The following is a 238-nucleotide window of genomic DNA, read 5'->3' as shown; positions in this document are numbered from 1 at the left end:
AGGTCAGCCCTAGCGCGGGATATGGCTCATTGCATGTTCCGCCAGGGCGGTGATGGACAGGCTGGGATTGACGCCCCGATTGGCGGCGAGCATCGAGCTGTAACAGATCAGCATGTTGCGGTAATGGAAGACGCGGTTTTGCCCATCGCAGACGCAGTCCTCGGGGGAGGCCGCCATGGCAGCGCCGCACATGCAGTGCGCTGTGGTGGGGATGTTGAAGAGTATTTCGGGGATGCTG

Annotated in this window: 1 protein-coding gene; it reads right to left on the bottom strand. The window is 61.3% G+C overall.

What is annotated here, in order from left to right:
* Nucleotides 1-9: 9 nt before the first annotated feature.
* Nucleotides 10-238 (bottom strand): GMC oxidoreductase (locus tag R2R70_RS22940; RefSeq protein ID WP_410979337.1); only part of this gene is annotated, 229 nt, incomplete at its 5' end.

The organism is Cobetia sp. SIMBA_158 (genome assembly GCF_046566945.1).
In the GTDB taxonomy this organism is placed as follows: Bacteria; Pseudomonadota; Gammaproteobacteria; order Pseudomonadales; family Halomonadaceae; genus Cobetia; species Cobetia amphilecti.
Note: the sequence above shows the minus strand (reverse complement) of the source record. Positions and strands in the feature narration are given on the sequence as shown.